Annotated in this window: 16 protein-coding genes; 13 read left to right on the top strand and 3 right to left on the bottom strand. The window is 43.9% G+C overall.

What is annotated here, in order from left to right; genetic code table 11:
• Position 1 precedes the first annotated feature (1 nt).
• The 4 genes from ACF3OH_RS13240 (at position 2) to ACF3OH_RS13225 (ending at position 2441) form a co-directional block, all read left to right on the top strand.
• Positions 2–457 (top strand): YaiI/YqxD family protein, encoded by a 456-nt coding sequence (locus ACF3OH_RS13240; protein ID WP_392455088.1) that lies wholly within the window; start codon positions 2–4, stop codon positions 455–457.
• Between the two features lie 63 nt (positions 458–520).
• Positions 521–1477, top strand: a complete 957-nt coding sequence (locus ACF3OH_RS13235; RefSeq protein WP_392455086.1) for a rhodanese-related sulfurtransferase — start codon at positions 521–523, stop codon at positions 1475–1477.
• 180 nt (positions 1478–1657) lie between these two features.
• The gene (locus ACF3OH_RS13230; RefSeq protein ID WP_204589876.1) at positions 1658–2011 is read left to right on the top strand and encodes a hypothetical protein; all 354 of its coding nucleotides are present in this window, start codon (positions 1658–1660) and stop codon (positions 2009–2011) included.
• Between the two features lie 115 nt (positions 2012–2126).
• Positions 2127–2441 (top strand): hypothetical protein, encoded by a 315-nt coding sequence (locus tag ACF3OH_RS13225; protein ID WP_392455085.1) that lies wholly within the window; start codon positions 2127–2129, stop codon positions 2439–2441.
• A 165-nt stretch (positions 2442–2606) separates the two neighbouring features.
• Here ACF3OH_RS13225 and ACF3OH_RS13220 read toward each other — a convergent pair whose 3' ends face one another.
• Positions 2607–3041: a peptidylprolyl isomerase gene (locus ACF3OH_RS13220; protein ID WP_204589878.1), complete on the bottom strand. Its 435-nt coding sequence runs from the start codon at positions 3039–3041 to the stop codon at positions 2607–2609.
• 77 nt (positions 3042–3118) lie between these two features.
• Here ACF3OH_RS13220 and ACF3OH_RS13215 point away from each other — a divergent pair, with 77 nt between their 5' ends.
• Positions 3119–4222, top strand: coding sequence for an amidohydrolase (locus ACF3OH_RS13215; RefSeq protein ID WP_392455084.1), 1104 nt, complete (start codon positions 3119–3121; stop codon positions 4220–4222).
• Between the two features lie 123 nt (positions 4223–4345).
• A complete protein-coding gene (nhaC, locus tag ACF3OH_RS13210) occupies positions 4346–5758 on the top strand; it encodes a Na+/H+ antiporter NhaC (RefSeq protein WP_392455082.1) in 1413 nt (470 codons plus the stop codon).
• A 34-nt stretch (positions 5759–5792) separates the two neighbouring features.
• Here nhaC and ACF3OH_RS13205 read toward each other — a convergent pair whose 3' ends face one another.
• Positions 5793–7019 (bottom strand): hypothetical protein, encoded by a 1227-nt coding sequence (locus tag ACF3OH_RS13205; protein ID WP_392455081.1) that lies wholly within the window; start codon positions 7017–7019, stop codon positions 5793–5795.
• A gap of 82 nt (positions 7020–7101) precedes the next feature.
• Here ACF3OH_RS13205 and ACF3OH_RS13200 point away from each other — a divergent pair, with 82 nt between their 5' ends.
• The 7 genes from ACF3OH_RS13200 (at position 7102) to ACF3OH_RS13170 (ending at position 13336) form a co-directional block, all read left to right on the top strand.
• Positions 7102–8217: a mandelate racemase/muconate lactonizing enzyme family protein gene (locus tag ACF3OH_RS13200; RefSeq protein ID WP_392455080.1), complete on the top strand. Its 1116-nt coding sequence runs from the start codon at positions 7102–7104 to the stop codon at positions 8215–8217.
• A gap of 35 nt (positions 8218–8252) precedes the next feature.
• Complete coding sequence (locus ACF3OH_RS13195) at positions 8253–8888, top strand: hypothetical protein (protein WP_392455079.1); 636 nt, start codon at positions 8253–8255, stop codon at positions 8886–8888.
• A 46-nt stretch (positions 8889–8934) separates the two neighbouring features.
• A complete protein-coding gene (locus tag ACF3OH_RS13190; RefSeq protein WP_392455077.1) occupies positions 8935–10815 on the top strand; it encodes a putative bifunctional diguanylate cyclase/phosphodiesterase in 1881 nt (626 codons plus the stop codon).
• A gap of 87 nt (positions 10816–10902) precedes the next feature.
• Positions 10903–11706, top strand: coding sequence for a squalene/phytoene synthase family protein (locus ACF3OH_RS13185; protein WP_392456781.1), 804 nt, complete (start codon positions 10903–10905; stop codon positions 11704–11706).
• Complete coding sequence (locus ACF3OH_RS13180) at positions 11703–11903, top strand: hypothetical protein (RefSeq protein ID WP_204589885.1); 201 nt, start codon at positions 11703–11705, stop codon at positions 11901–11903. The genes ACF3OH_RS13185 and ACF3OH_RS13180 overlap by 4 nt, the downstream gene beginning before the upstream one ends.
• Positions 11904–11908: 5 nt before the next feature.
• On the top strand, positions 11909–12988 hold the full coding sequence (locus tag ACF3OH_RS13175; protein ID WP_392455076.1) for an AI-2E family transporter: 1080 nt from the start codon (positions 11909–11911) through the stop codon (positions 12986–12988).
• A gap of 27 nt (positions 12989–13015) precedes the next feature.
• Positions 13016–13336 carry a chemotaxis protein CheB gene (locus ACF3OH_RS13170; protein ID WP_204589887.1) on the top strand — a complete coding sequence of 107 codons (321 nt, stop codon included), beginning with the start codon at positions 13016–13018 and terminating at the stop codon, positions 13334–13336.
• Positions 13337–13929: 593 nt separating this feature from the next.
• On the opposite strand, the gene ACF3OH_RS13165 is transcribed toward ACF3OH_RS13170, so the two are convergent.
• Positions 13930–14607 (bottom strand): hypothetical protein, encoded by a 678-nt coding sequence (locus tag ACF3OH_RS13165; protein ID WP_204589888.1) that lies wholly within the window; start codon positions 14605–14607, stop codon positions 13930–13932.
• Between the last annotated feature and the right edge of the window lie 174 nt (positions 14608–14781).

Below are 14781 nucleotides of genomic sequence, written 5' to 3'. Positions count from 1 at the left end.
AATGATGCGAATTATTGTAGATGCAGACGGATGCCCCGTCGTTTCAGAAGTCATTGAAAGTGGGCAAAAACTTTCTCTACCGGTTCTCTTGATTTGTGACACAGCACACGTCATGGAACGAGAAGGAGCCGAGACGCTTACTGTTTCAAAAGGGGCGGATGCCGTCGACTTTGTACTAGTGAATCAAATGAACAAAGGAGATGTCGTCGTCACCCAGGATTACGGGCTTGCAGCGATGGTGCTAGCACGGGGTGGCTATGTCATGGATCAAAATGGGCATGAATACACGAATGACAACATCTTGGGTATGCTCGAAAGACGACATGTCGCGAAAAAGATTCGCCAAGCAGGAGGGCGAATGAAAGGGCCGAAAAAACGGTCTAAAGAAGCCAACGCACATTTTCAACAAAATTTTGAACACTTGCTTTTGCGCTTACAAAATGAGGAATACATCTAGAAATTTTGATAAACCTTTGGTATACTGTTTTGATGAATAAAACTAAAGGTGGAACAAGCTAACATGAAAGAGTATCGTGTATTACTTTATTATAAATATGTCGCAATCGAAGACCCGGAAACATTTGCAGCAGAACATTTGGCTGCGTGTAAGGAAATCGGATTAAAAGGACGCATCCTCGTGTCGCATGAAGGAATCAATGGAACGTGTTCAGGAACAATTGAACAAACCGACGCCTACATGGATATGATGAACAACGATGAGCGCTTCAAAGACATCATGTGGAAGATGGATGACGCAGATGAGCATGCCTTCAAAAAAATGCATGTTCGTGCGAAAAATGAAATCGTTCACCTCGGCCTTGAAGAGGACATCAATCCAAATGAATTAACAGGCACGTATCTGTCGCCTAAAGAATTCTTCGAGCAGATGCAACAAGAAGATACGATTGTATTAGATGCACGCAATGATTACGAATATGACCTTGGTCACTTCCGTGGTTCTGTGCGTCCGGACATTCGCAATTTCCGCGACTTGCCACAATGGATCAAAGACAATAAAGACAAATTAGAAGGTAAAAAGATCCTTACGTATTGCACAGGCGGAATTCGTTGTGAAAAATTCTCTGGCTGGTTGAAACGTGAAGGGTTTGAAGATGTGGGTCAATTGCACGGTGGAATTCACACATACGGGACAGATCCAGAGGTGAAAGGACAGCTTTGGGATGGTCAAATGTACGTATTTGATAACCGTATTGCTGTACCCATCAACCGCGTCGAGCATGTGATCGTCGGGAAGGACCACTTTGACGGAACGCCATGTGAACGCTACGTAAACTGTGCGAACCCAGAGTGTAATGACAAGATTTTAAGTTCAGAAGAAAACGAACACAAATACATGCGTTCTTGTTCACACGAGTGCCGTACGCATCCACGCAACCGCTATGTCGTCGAGCACAACATGACACCGGAGCAAGTGGAAGAGCGTTTAGCAGCAATTGAAACAGCAGACGTAAACTAATACTGCTTAGGAAGCCCCTCTTATTTGGAGGGGTTTTTCTTATAACCTAATTTATACCGAATTGTCAGAAAAGTGGCTTATTATACACAAGTGTTTGATAAATTGCAAATGCGGATATAATAAGAGTGCTAAGCGGGAATAGACCCTCCGCAACATAAGGGTCTGGCAGGAGTGAACGCAATGGAGAAAATCGGATTTTTTATTCAAAATTTTATGGAAGTGCTAATGGATCAAGCGGCAATTGTAGACCCGGACGGCACGATACTATACACAAATCCTGAATGGGATCTTTACCACTTAAATCAAGTGGAAACAGCGCCGCTATTTACTGGAGAGAATATCTTTACATTGACAACATCACGGCAAGTGGAGGAATTATCAGTAGGGTTAGAAGGTCTGAAACAGCGCAAGATTGATGAAGTGAGGATTGACCTCGATTCTGCACACCAACTGATTGCACGACGTTGTCTACTAGACTCAGACAAGGAAGGATTTGTACTTTTCAACCGTGAACACACATCATATCCAAATTAATCGAACCTAGCTCTTTCTCATGAATTCATTCATGCTGAGGGAGCTATTTTTATTTTCTTAAAAATAGTAAATATGTTGGAAATCATCATATAATGAGACAAAAGGAGGGGGGATTATGGATCAAGTGTTGCTCGACTCTTTTCAAGAGAACCTGGCGCTTATACACCCAGACGGCAAGATTTATGCGACAAATTTGGCATGGAAAAAATTTGCTCTAGAAAATGGTGCGGACCCTTCTTATTCTGATATTGATCGCAACTACATAGAATTATTGTCTGCTGTCCAAACGAAAGAAATAGTTCCTTACTTCCAGCCGGAAATTGATACGGTGATTAATAAAGTGGTTTTTTTAGGTACCTGTCCCACAAACTATTCTGATATTCATGACTATTCACTAAGTATGCATTGTGAACCCGCATTCCTGCGTTGATTTCTACATTTTCATAAATTGTGTTGGAATTGTGCGGGTACCAGGTACCTTTTGGAAGTTGATTCCAATTATTCACAAACGACTACTTAGCTAACAAAAAAACTCCGACACACACCAAATCGGTGTATGCCGGAGTTTCTAGAGTGGCGTTCTCCACATCTAAATTTAAGCGTGAACGCGTACTTCTTTCATTTTGTCGCCATTCGACATATTGCGTGCAACATCCACGCCAGACGTTAATTTGCCGAACACTGTGTGGACGCCATCTAAGTGTGGTTGTGACTCATGCACGATGAAGAATTGGCTTGACCCAGTATCACGGCCAGCGTGTGCCATAGAAAGGCTGCCTGGCTCATGCTTATGTGGATTGCCTTCTGTTTCACATTTAATTGTTTTGCCGCTGCCTCCCATACCTGTACCAGTTGGGTCGCCACCTTGTGAAACGAAACCTGGGATAACGCGGTGGAAGATGACACCATCGTAGAATCCTGAGTTTGCAAGTTGTTCAAAGTTTGCTACTGTGTTTGGTGCTTCGTTTGGAAATAGTTCGAATTCTAGCTTGTCGCCAGATTCCATTAAAAAGTAACCTGTTTTCGCCATTGAAAAGTCCTCCATTTCAAATTATCATCAGTACTAGTATAGCACGGATAGAGAGCGATACAAAAAGGGGGAGCACGATGACAAGAGAACAACAGATTTTAGAGTGGTACACACACTTTCACACACATGCTGAGGTCAGCTGGAAGGAAATCAAAACGACGAACAAGCTTGCGCAGATCATGGAAGAGCTTGGTGTTCGCTATCAAACATTCGACGATGTGACAGGACTTGTTGCAGAAATCGGCCAGGGGGAGGAGGTCATTGCTATCCGAGCGGACATCGATGCTTTGTGGCAGGAAGTGAACGGCGCCTTTCAAGCCAATCATTCCTGTGGTCACGATGCCAATATGGCGATGGTGCTGGGTGCGCTCGCAGAACTCAAAGATGAAGACTTCCAAAAAACAATCCGGTTCATTTTCCAGCCGGCAGAAGAAAAAGGGAACGGAGCGAATGCGATGATCGATCGCGGTGCTGTAGACGGCGTAACACATCTTTTTGGTGTGCACTTGCGACCTGCAGAAGAGCTAGACTTCGGTAAGTTTTCACCAGCCATCCATCATGGGGCCGCGATGTTCTTGAAAGGAAAAATACATGGTGTGGATGCGCACGGTGCACGACCGCATCAAGGGAAAAATGCGATTGATGTCATCGTAGCGATTCATCAGATGCTGAATACGATTTACTATTCTCCATTCGAGTCGTACTCTGTAAAACTGACAAATATTCATGCCGGTGGAGAGAGTTTAAACATCATTCCAGGGCAAGCATCTTTCGCTATTGATGCGAGGGCACAAAAAAATGAGGTGCTGCATCAGATGAAAGAGCAACTCGAGCGCAAGTTACGTGCAATCGGACAACAATTTGACGTGACGATTGACTGGGAATGGCAAGACATTACACCAGGAGCAGAGGTCGCGGATGAAGCAGCTAGTCTGGCACGTGAAGGAATACTCGACTCAGTTGGAGACGAGGCCTTAGAACCAGAAGTCCACACGTCGGGAAGCGACGATTTCCATTGCTATACGGTGCGACGACCTGACTTGAAAGCAGCTATGATTGGTGTGGGTGCTGGTATGACACACGGTTTGCATCATCCGGACATGTCGTTTGATACATCAATTTTACCGGAAGCTTCGCGTGTACTAGCGCAAGTACTCCGTCACGCAACAAAATCGGGCTAGAAAGGAGGTCCCTGAATTCACGAAACAGGGACCTTTTTTCTGCATATTTTCTATTGACAAAATTCTGTCACACTCGTATGATTACTCCATTACCGACATATTACCGACATAAGGGGTGTTGAAATGGAAAAACCAACAATCGAGAAAAAGGAAATGGCACTGGGATGGGCTGTTCTTCCTCTATTTCTCATGATTCTTGTGATGTTTTACACGATTGTTGTCCTCGAACAAGGACCGCATATTCCATTGATTATTGGAACATCCATAGCTGCATTAGTAGCATGGAAACATGGCTTTAAGTGGAAAGAAATCGAAGAGATGATGTATAAAGGGATTCGCTTAGCGCTCCCAGCTGTCGTCATCATTATTTTGGTAGGGCTTACAATTGGGGCTTGGATTGGTAGTGGCGTCGTTGCTACGATGATTTACTTCGGGCTGAAAATTATTTCACCGGCGTTTTTCCTTGTCACGATTACACTCATCTGTGCGGTCGTCGCGCTTGCGATCGGTAGTTCGTGGTCAACGATGGGAACGATCGGTGTAGCCGGTATGGGAATTGGTCTTAGTATGGGGATTCCTGCACCGATGATTGCAGGTGCAGTTATTTCTGGTGCTTATTTCGGAGATAAAATGTCTCCGCTTTCCGATACGACGAACTTGGCTTCTGGACTGACTGGAACTGATCTCTTTGTACATATTCGACACATGTTGTTTACAACGATTCCGGGAATTTTGATTGCTCTTGCGGTGTATTGGGTACTTGGTCAGAACTTTGCAGACGGAGCAATTGACCAACAGGCGATCAATCAAACGATTATCGAATTGAATCAGCAGTTTGATATTTCCGCTTGGTTACTCTTGATTCCTTTAGCGGTTATTGTACTGGTCGCTCTAAAAGTACCAGCTATTCCAGCGCTGATTGTTGGGATTGTGCTCGGTGTTCTCGCTCAAATTTTTGTGCAAGGTGGATCTTTAGCTGGGGCAGTTTCGGCACTGCAAGCAGGTTATGTGATTGATAGCGGGAACGAACTCGTAGATGATTTGTTCAACCGTGGTGGTCTTGATTCCATGATGTATACAGTATCCATGACCATTGTTGCGATGACGTTTGGTGGGATTCTTGAATATTCAGGAATGCTTCAGTCCATCATGACGCACATTCTTCGTCTGGCGAAATCGACCGGATCTCTTATTGCGACAACGATTGCTGCTGCAGTCACAACGAATGCAACGTGTTCTGAGCAATATATTTCGATTGTTGTTCCGGCACGTATGTTTGCAGATTCGTACGAAGAGAAAGGTCTCGATTCACGTAACTTGTCTCGTGCGCTCGAAGACGGTGGAACATTGACATCTGTTTTCTTCCCATGGAATACGTGTGGTGTGTTCATACTTGGAACACTAGGCGTTGGTGCATTTGAATACGCACCTTACGCAGTACTAAACTTTGTTGTTCCAGTAATTTCAATCTTGTATGCATTTACTGGATTTACAATTGTCAAAATCCAACAACAAGTCGCGGTTCAAAGCGCATAAAAAAATCCGGCCCACTAGTGGGTCGGATTTTCTCTCAACTAAGGTAATCAGGTAGTGTAAACGTGTAAATTGTACGAGGTCGTCCTTGTTGGTACGTCATTTCCTCACCGCTAGCTATAATAAGGCCATGATCTACACATTTTTTGATGATTCGTTCCGTGGAGCGACGCGTGACTTGTAAATGGTTTTCGAGATCTTGCGCTGTAAATTGATTTGACGGATGAATCGCATGGAATCTGAGAAGTTTGGATAAGTTTGCAGGACTCAGTCCCATTCGTTTGGCAAGTTGCACTTGATTCGGTTCCGTGAGCTTCAACGAAATGCGTGCGGAAGAGATCGGACTGGATAAGTTCTTTTGGGCATCCATCATGAAAATTTCGCCAGGTCCACTGTAATCAAGTGCGTCCTCTGCGTGTTTTGTGGCAGAAAGAATATCGAGTCCATAGCCGATTCCGGTCTGTGCTCCAGAAGTTTCAAGGTACTCACGAAACTCGGAAAGGCCGATGACATAATCGACATGCTTACGTGTCGTAATGAATTGAGCCGTATCCGCGTCGTAGGAAAACCAAGGACTTTGGAGATACTGACGAAGCATTGTTGTAAAATGTGGATCGTTTCCGGAATGACGAGCAAGTAAGACCGCTGGCTCTGCTTTTTGGCTTTTGGCTAGTCGTGCAAGATACGCTGTTTGTGCAAGTGCTCGTGACAATGTGCGACGCAATTCATGCATGAACAGAGAAGGCATTCCTCTGCTTGAGAGTTCTTCATGCACCGCATGTATGCTCGTAACAGCGACTTTTGCGCGACCACTCGTTTGCGCGCGTGTGTGAAATTGAACGATTGCTGATAAAGGCATTTCCGGCGTGATTTGCAGCACGGGGCCAACAGGGCGCGAAGGAGAAATTTCTCCGATTATTTCATGAACTAGTTGTGGCTCCGTCACATCAATTGAAATTTCATCAGACGAAACTTGATAAGCCCAGCTCGCTTGTAACAGAGACGCCGTGATGACCGCTTCATCTTGACGCATCACATAGACGGGAATACCTCGTTCTTCAATAATAGGTTTAGCGTGGTAGTACGGAAACGTTCCTGCAAAAAAGATAGCATCTACTTCACGCATCGTTTGGGCAATCTCTCTTGCGTCGGAGGCTTGTTTATACGTATAATAATAAAAGTGAACATCAGAAAATTCTGAAGATACCTCCTGAATTCTTGGAACAAATAACTCAGAACTGACAATGCCGATTGCAAATGCCATGAAAAGACCCCTTTCTTTTTATATAACGACTATTTAACGACAACTATAAACAACCCAACTCTTTTTGTAAAGGATGATTGTTATGAAAATTACTCAAATTGACCTCTATGCTATTCGACTGCCACTCATCAGTCCGTTTATTGTGAGTTATCACACGTATGATGATATGCCATCGATTATCGTGAAAATTACTACAGATGAAGGGATTGTGGGCTACGGAGAAGCTGTTGCGGATGATCATGTGACGGGTGAATCTTGGGAGAGCACATTCGCACTTCTTCAACACTCCTTGGCACCAGCTCTGATTGGCCACAATCCGATGCACTTTGAGACGCTTCATGACAAGATGGATGCCATCGTCTATCAAGCACCTGCTGCAAAAGCTGCACTGGATATTGCATGTTATGACGTTGTCGGTAAAAAACTAGGTGTACCCGTTTATGATTTACTAGGCGGACGCTACCATGAACGTTTCCCTATTACACATGTGCTAAGTATCGGTGAGCCAGAAGCAATGGCACAAGAAGCTCGTGAGCGAATGGAACAAGGGTATTCCTCATTTAAAATGAAAGTGGGACGTGATGTGACAAGTGATGTCGCGCGCATTCGTGCTGTACGTAATGAAGTGGGACCTGATATCGCCATTCGCGTAGACGTGAATCAAGGATGGATCAATGCGTCGTCCACATTGCAAGCTATTGAACAGATGAAAGACCTAGGCATTGATTGGTTAGAGCAACCTGTAAAAGCGGATGACTTAGACGGAATGGTGGAGATCAAGTCGAAGTCTACGATTTCATTGATGATTGATGAAGGGCTCAAATACAAACGGGAAATGTTGCAAGTTATTAAGCTGGGAGCAGCACACAAAGCGAACATCAAACTCATGAAGTGCGGTGGGATTTATCCAGCGATGAAGCTAGCGCATATGGCGGAGATGGCAGGAATTGATTGTCAGATTGGCTCGATGGTCGAGTCTTCAGTGGGGTCAGCAGCTGGTTTCCATGTGGCCTTTGCTAAAAAGATTTTCTCTAGTGTAGAACTGACTGGCCCATTAAAATTCTCAAAAGATATTGGCAATCTCCACTATGACGTTCCGTTTATTGCACTAAATGACCAAGCAGGCCTTGGCGTCGATGTAGACGAGTCGGTGCTTGAGGAGTTAACAGTACGTCACCAAACGGTCATTGCGCCATGATATCACTAGGTGACAAAAAAGGTGTTATGAGACTCTTGGGAAATCAAGATCGAGATGCACTGTATGAACTGCAAGAAAAAGTAGCGCAGTCCTTAGATGATCCGTCGAGACTGCAAAAGCTCACCACGGATGAAATAAATACGATTATTGAACAAAAGTTATTTGCAGGTGTGTGGGAATCTGAAAAATTAGTCGCAGCACGGGCCTTTTTAGTACCACCACCAAATGACCCGGAACACTTAGCACTCGATGCACACATTCCCAATGAGTTGTGGCCCCAAGTGATTTATTCTGAAATCTCATTAGTTGATCCAGACGTACAAGGATTTGGTCTACAGCGCCAGATGGGAGAGTGGTGGATGGAGCAACTTACCACTACTCCGTACCGCTACGTTTGTGCGACGGTTGCACCTTTTAATATTCCCAGTTTAAAAGACAAATTTTCACTCGGCATGCACATTATCGCATTGAAAGAAAAATACGGCGGGAAGATGCGCTATGTATTTTTAAAAGATTTCCAGAACAAAGTGGAGGAAGCCTTTTTCGAAGACATCCCGATGGCAGACATAAAACGCCAACAACAGCTGTTAAAACAAGGCTATGTTGGACTAGCACTTTTACAAAAAGATTCTGAATGGGTTGTACGCTATTCCCACTACCCAATTTCATAACAATCCGGTAAACTGAAGCTAAACGCAAAAAGGCGGTGGCAAACGAATGACGACCCGATTCTCGATGGTGATGTTTGGTCTTATTTTGTCTGTTGCTGCCTTTTTCTATTCTTTTTTTGGAGCGGATCTTTCTACGTATCACATCGCATTAGATGTTGCAGGGGCAGGGGCAATTGGAGTGGTGATTGGGTGGTTGGTGTCTTCCCGAAATCGCTTGTCAAAAGAGAAGATTCTGACCTTTTACGACTTGGAAGGTAAACAGGCCGAACTAAAAAAAGTTCAAACAGAACTGGATGCACTTTATTTTAATTCAAGTGCTTGGATTTGGAGCATAGATGTAGCGACCAAAAAACTAAAAGTATCTACAGGTATTGTGCAATTGTTTGGCTATTCAGAGGAAGAAATAGATGAAGATTACCAGATTTGGTATACCCATGCTGTAGAGGCTGACAAGCATATCGTGAAACGTCAATTTGATCGATTGTTGAGTGGCGAGCGCTCGGAAGCAGAGTGGCGTCTTCACAAAAAAGACGGATCAATTGCCCACGTTCGTTCTGTTGGAGAACCTATTAAAGATGATGCAGGGAAGGTCATACGAATTGTCGGCGTTACATTTGATTTCACGAAAGAAGTTGAACTGCAAGAAACGATGCGTCGAATTGCGATGACAGATACATTGACGCAACTACCGAATCAAGTCTTTTTTAATCGCCAGTTAGAGCAGCAATTAGAACGAGCAGAAGATGGAGAGCAAATTGCACTTCTTTATTTCAATGTAGACCGATTAAAGTTTATTAATGAAATGATGGGCTTCGAGACAGGCGATGAAGTTTTACAACTTATTGCAGAACGAATCCCTATGTATTTTGGTCAAGAGACATTGATGGCGCGTTATGGTGGAGATGAATTTATTATTGCTTATCCATTCTATGACCGGGAAGCAATGGGACTGAAAATCCAACAGTTTATGGAGTCCTTTCAAAGCCCGTTCCTTGTGAAGCAAGAGGAGTTATTTGTTAGTGTAAGTATGGGGGTTGCAAGCTTCCCTGAGGATGCTACAAACGTAGATAGCTTATTATCGAAAGCAAATGCAACACTTAAGAGAGCCAAGCGAAAAGGAAAAAACAATGTGCAATACTACGTACGGGAAAATGAAGAGCTACAAAAACGACGCTTGCGTATCGAACACGATTTGAAGCGGGCGCTTGATTTTCAAGAGTTTGAGCTGTACTATCAGCCGAAAGTGTCTTTAGTCTCCAATAAAATTCAAGGCGCTGAAGCACTGATCCGTTGGCACCATCCGATACTCGGAGAAATCTCACCTGCAGAGTTTATTCCGATTGCAGAAGAATCTGGCCAAATTGTAGCGATAGGAGAATGGGTATTAAAACAGGCTATTCGCCAAGTGAGCATTTGGGATAAAGTGGGAACACCACTCCGTATAGCAGTAAACGTATCGAGCGCACAGTTAGAAGTGTCGAACTTTATGGACCGATTGGAATTGATGCTGATTGAAAGTGGCATTCCCCCAAAACTGTTAGGCATCGAATTAACGGAAGGGATGGTACAAAATATTGATGCGGCAATTCCTATTTTGTTTAAACTCCGTCAACTTGGTGTGAGGATTTACATTGATGACTTTGGGACAGGGTATTCATCGCTCGGTATTTTGAATCAGTTACCGATTGATTTTATCAAGATCGATAAGTCGTTTATTAAAGAAGTACCCGCTAACAAAGGACAAGCTACCCTAGTTAAAACAATTATTGAAATGGGTAGAAATCTTGGATTTGAACTGGTCGCAGAAGGAATTGAGCGTGAAGAGCAAGCCGAATTCTTATTGCAAAACGGGTGTACAAAAGGGCAGGGCTTTTATTTTTCGCATCCACTGCCCGTTCAACAATTTGAGCAGCGCTACCTAGGCTGACCTCTCCGTCTGGGGAGGTTTTTTGGTACAATGAAAGAGATGAAGGATATAGAACGGAGGATTCACTTGACTAGTACACGTGATGCGATGCGTGTCTTAAAAGAGACGAGCCGCACATTTTACATACCGATTACCTTTTTACAACGTGATTTAAAAAAAGCAGTTGCATCCGCTTATTTATGTATGCGGGCAATTGATGAAATTGAAGACCATGAAGAGATTCCGAAAGAGCTAAAGGCAGATATCTTGATGAAAACTGCTGCCTTATTAGAAGGGTCGTTTGATGACGTGGCTTATCAACAAGTACTACAACCCATTCTACCTTTGATGCCAGAAGTGACACGCCGTCTGGGAGATTGGATCGACTACTGCCCAGCAGGAGCTCGGATGCGAATGCAACTGGCAACAGCTGAAATGGCAGAAGGTATGGCCAAATGGGCACTAAAAGAATGGAAAGTCGAAACACATGAAGATTTAGACGATTACACGTACTACGTCGCAGGTCTTGTAGGGGTCATGTTATCGGATTTATGGGAATGGGATTCCGGGGTCCGTACAGACCGTGACCTTGCCATTGGTTACGGACGTGGCCTACAAGCCGTGAATATTTTGCGCAATCAAGAAGAAGATTCTGAACGTGGAGTAGGTTATTTTCCGAAAGAATGGACGCGAGCGGATATGTTTTCTTATGCAGAAGGGAACCTTGCGAAGGCGGATGCGTATATGGAGGATATCTCAAAAAGGAGTATCCGCTTGTTCTGTCAATTGCCACTGACGTTTGCGCATAAAACATTAGATGCGATGAAGTCCGGTCGCGAGAAGATGACGCGCGCTGAAGTCGAACGAACTGTGCAAGAAGTCGCAGGCGATGATTGGGAGGAGAACGCATGAAAAAAGTGAAATGGCTCGTTCCAATCATGGTGATTTCTGCATTTTTCTCTGTCTTAATCTTACGTGATCATCCGGACGTAACTTTTCAAAACAAAGTACTCATTACGATGGGTGCATCTTTAGTATCTGCAGTCATTGGCTTTATCTTATTAAAACAAGATATTGATAAAGTGGACCCAAAACCACCAAAGGAGTAGATGGAATGACAAAAAAGCTTTGGTTCCAAGTAGGCGTCGCGATTCTTTTGACGCTTCTGATTATTCGAATGGTAATAGAGGTGCAAGCGATATTCAGTCCGCTGTTTATTGTCCTTAGCACAATTTTCATACCTGCCTTATTAGGTGGCGTATTATTCTATCTGATGCGCCCGTTAGTCAAATTTTTAGAAAAGCGTAAAGTCCCTCGTTGGGGATCTATCTCGATTGTTCTGCTTTTACTTGTAGGTGCGATCTCTGCATTTGTTGCTGTAGTCGCTCCTCCACTTACAAAACAGGTGAATCAATTAGTAGAAAACACACCTGTTATTATACGGGAAGTAGAGAATATGGCGGCCTATTTGTTAGATCAACGTGATCGACTCCCTGAAAATATGCAAGACTCTATTCAAGAAGCAATTGGTCGTGTGAACGAATTTGCAGTTATGGGTGGATCCGTACTAATCAACTTCTTCCAAAGCTTGTTCCAAGGAATCTTTATGCTTGTCTTAGTTCCGTTTTTCCTAATTTATATGTTGAAAGATCATGAACGCTTTGCACCGTTTGTTGCAAAGTTCTTCAAAGGTGAGCGCAAGACATGGATTCGCAAAACGCTAGCGGACATTGATGAAACATTGAAAACATACATACAAGGTCAGTTACTTGTTAGTTTTTTAGTAGGAGTTATGCTGTACATCGGATACTTGATTATCGGATTAGAGTACTCTCTACTGCTTGCTCTATTTGGAATGCTGACGAATGTTATTCCGTTTTTAGGACCATATTTAGCTGTTATTCCAGCAATGGTGATAGGGTTTATCCAAGACCCGATTATGGCCGTTTGGGTAGCGATCATTATGCTCGTGGCACAACAGATTGAAAGTAACTTGATTACACCGAACGTCATGGGGAAATCTTTGGACATCCACCCATTGACAGTCATCACAATTATCTTGTCTGCAGGAAGTTTAGCGGGTCTTTGGGGAATTATTTTAGCTATCCCAACTTACGCGGTTATCAAAGCAATTTTAAGTAATATTTACGCACATCGAACGGAAATACGCGACACAGCGAACAAAGACGTTTAGACCTATAGGAGAGATGGAGGAAAGACGATGACACATGTACCGGAGTATTACATTGGTATTGGCGCATCTGCTGGTGGGTTAGAGGCACTTGAACAATTTTTTCGAAAACTTCCATCCTCAACGGGAATGGCGTATATCGTTGTGCAGCACTTGTCCCCTGACTTTAAAAGTTTAATGGATGAATTACTCGCCCGCTATACAAAAATGCCGGTCTTGCTCGCAGAAGCCGGAATGAAAGTAGAAGCCGATCACGTCTACTTGATTCCGCCCAAAAAGAATTTAACGATTTTTCATGGCAAGCTCGATCATGCTGGATATGTTTCGCTAGAAAGGCGAGCTGGGGAGTAAGCAGCTTGAGCTTGGCAAATTAGTTTCAATAAAACGACTTCGGGCACAAAGTCGCTCGATCAGGGCACAAAACCTTTAGCTACCCAATCCGTTACTAGTAAGATTTTAAGAAATTAAGGGTTTGACTTGCGAATTAGTTTCCATAACATGACTTCGGTAGAAGAAATGTGGATTTGGGTAGAATAAATCTCAGTTTCGGTAGAAGAAAGTATGGTTTCGGTAGAAGAACGACCGCTCAGTTCGCAAACAAAAAACCGGCATACACAAAATCGGTGTATGCCGGCGTTCTCCACATCTAAATCTAAAGTTGAGTGGAATGGAGGGGTTGACTCCAGTGGGATTCCAGTCTGCCGTGAGATCCCGCAGGAGCCTGCGACGAGGAAGCTCACGCAGCGCCCACGGAAAGCAGCCCCGCAGTGGAACTCAACGTCTTACTTTGCACAATTTCTGAACAGTCGGCTCCACATCTGAATGGAATCGAGTTGCGAACGCCAGAAACACGCTCCGGAATCAGCCGCACCCGCAAAGGCTGAAGAGCGCCTTCACGGGCACGTCTGATTTCCTCGGAGTTTCTAGAATGGCGTTCTCCACATCTAGTTAGGTAATGGGCAAAAGCCACAAGTAAGTTGCCCAGGAATATCTTTTGCAAGACAACAAGTAGAGCGTACCGGCATGCGGACGAGTTCACCCGGTGTGCGACCTTGAACAAACGCTTCAAATGGATTGTCCGTTACCCAGGAATCGGCATGTTGAAGCAATAACCAATCGGTCAAAGCTTTTTCACGTAAATCGGATTGCTGCATGAAAACAGAGTAGTGCCAAACGATATACCCAAAAACATTTTCCCAGTGAATGCGCTGCAATGCCTTCGAGCTTGACAGAGATTCAATACAAATCCGAGCAAACTTCCAAATCTCAGCTACCACTTCTTGCCGACTCTGATCAGAAGCAAGAGACCTCCACTCTTCCTCCTCACAAAATGCACTAATTGCAGGATAGCCATACTCTCTGACGGCAATCCAATTTAAATCTTCTGGTCTACCACTCCAATACTCATCATAAAGAGTGAGATTCCAAAATTGCATCGAAACAAACATCCCTAAACGGCGTGTCAGATAGGAGGCTGCAGCCGTGCGGTGAGGGGCCTGGATGATTTCTTGAACGACTGTAAGATGCTCTTTCCATTCTCCTGTATGAAAGAGTACCGGACCTGCTGGCTGCATATAGACACTGTATTGTCGGAGTTGTTGGCGTTGGTATGAGGTTAACATAGCTTCAGTATAAGGGATTTTTAAGAAACTTGCTTGACTTTATAATTGAAAATGATTATCATTACCATAAGGTCAACAAACCATCGTGCTTTTCTCCAAAAAACACGATTCTCACACCCCCCTCAGATGTGAGAAAGGACGCTACCCATTATCGGTTAGCGTCCTTTTATTAGG

This window comes from Chryseomicrobium aureum (assembly GCF_043182735.1).
In the GTDB taxonomy this organism is placed as follows: domain Bacteria; phylum Bacillota; class Bacilli; order Bacillales_A; family Planococcaceae; genus Chryseomicrobium; species Chryseomicrobium aureum.
Note: the sequence above shows the minus strand (reverse complement) of the source record. Positions and strands in the feature narration are given on the sequence as shown.

Excerpts from the sequence above, each read along its gene's own strand:
- ACF3OH_RS13205 (WP_392455081.1), bottom strand. The coding sequence starts at position 7,019 with ATGGCATTTGCAATCGGCATTGTCAGTTCTGAGTTATTTGTTCCAAGA.
- ACF3OH_RS13190 (WP_392455077.1), top strand. The coding sequence starts at position 8,935 with ATGACGACCCGATTCTCGATGGTGATGTTTGGTCTTATTTTGTCTGTT.
- ACF3OH_RS13225 (WP_392455085.1), top strand. The coding sequence starts at position 2,127 with ATGGATCAAGTGTTGCTCGACTCTTTTCAAGAGAACCTGGCGCTTATA.
- ACF3OH_RS13185 (WP_392456781.1), top strand. The coding sequence starts at position 10,903 with ATGCGTGTCTTAAAAGAGACGAGCCGCACATTTTACATACCGATTACC.
- ACF3OH_RS13240 (WP_392455088.1), top strand. The coding sequence starts at position 2 with ATGATGCGAATTATTGTAGATGCAGACGGATGCCCCGTCGTTTCAGAA.
- ACF3OH_RS13170 (WP_204589887.1), top strand. The coding sequence starts at position 13,016 with ATGACACATGTACCGGAGTATTACATTGGTATTGGCGCATCTGCTGGT.
- nhaC (WP_392455082.1), top strand. The coding sequence starts at position 4,346 with ATGGAAAAACCAACAATCGAGAAAAAGGAAATGGCACTGGGATGGGCT.
- ACF3OH_RS13180 (WP_204589885.1), top strand. The coding sequence starts at position 11,703 with ATGAAAAAAGTGAAATGGCTCGTTCCAATCATGGTGATTTCTGCATTT.
- ACF3OH_RS13200 (WP_392455080.1), top strand. The coding sequence starts at position 7,102 with ATGAAAATTACTCAAATTGACCTCTATGCTATTCGACTGCCACTCATC.
- ACF3OH_RS13230 (WP_204589876.1), top strand. The coding sequence starts at position 1,658 with ATGGAGAAAATCGGATTTTTTATTCAAAATTTTATGGAAGTGCTAATG.
- ACF3OH_RS13165 (WP_204589888.1), bottom strand. The coding sequence starts at position 14,607 with ATGTTAACCTCATACCAACGCCAACAACTCCGACAATACAGTGTCTAT.
- ACF3OH_RS13220 (WP_204589878.1), bottom strand. The coding sequence starts at position 3,041 with ATGGCGAAAACAGGTTACTTTTTAATGGAATCTGGCGACAAGCTAGAA.
- ACF3OH_RS13215 (WP_392455084.1), top strand. The coding sequence starts at position 3,119 with ATGACAAGAGAACAACAGATTTTAGAGTGGTACACACACTTTCACACA.
- ACF3OH_RS13235 (WP_392455086.1), top strand. The coding sequence starts at position 521 with ATGAAAGAGTATCGTGTATTACTTTATTATAAATATGTCGCAATCGAA.
- ACF3OH_RS13175 (WP_392455076.1), top strand. The coding sequence starts at position 11,909 with ATGACAAAAAAGCTTTGGTTCCAAGTAGGCGTCGCGATTCTTTTGACG.